This is a genomic window from Marinomonas epiphytica, assembly GCF_054780655.1.
Map to the genome: position 1 here is coordinate 1 of NZ_BAAGVX010000034.1, position 385 is coordinate 385.

The window sequence follows — 385 nt, forward strand, 5'->3', positions numbered from 1 at the left end:
CTCAATTGATTTCTTTTCCTAAGGGTACTTAGATGTTTCAGTTCCCCTCGTTCGCCTCGTTAAGCTATGTATTCACTTAACGATACCCGCAAGCGGGTGGGTTTCCCCATTCGGACATCTCGGGATTACAGTTTGTTTATCAACTCCCCCGAGCTTTTCGCAGATTACCACGTCCTTCATCGCCTCTGACTGCCAAGGCATCCACCGTGCACGCTTAGTCACTTGACTATATAACCCAAAATAACCTTTCCAATATCTACTTTGACTTTATACTTTGTTAAAATCTCACTCGTGTCGGTCATTTATACAACATAAACTCCCTCACTCGCTCAATTTTGCCTCGTCTAAAACCAAACCAGCTCATTAGACTCGATCTGGATCATAA

General features: G+C 43.4%; 1 rRNA gene. It reads right to left on the bottom strand.

Going from position 1 to position 385, the window contains the following annotated elements:
- Positions 1 to 228 (bottom strand): 23S ribosomal RNA (locus ACYVGZ_RS11740); the annotation flags it as partial.
- Positions 229 to 385: the final 157 nt, after the last annotated feature.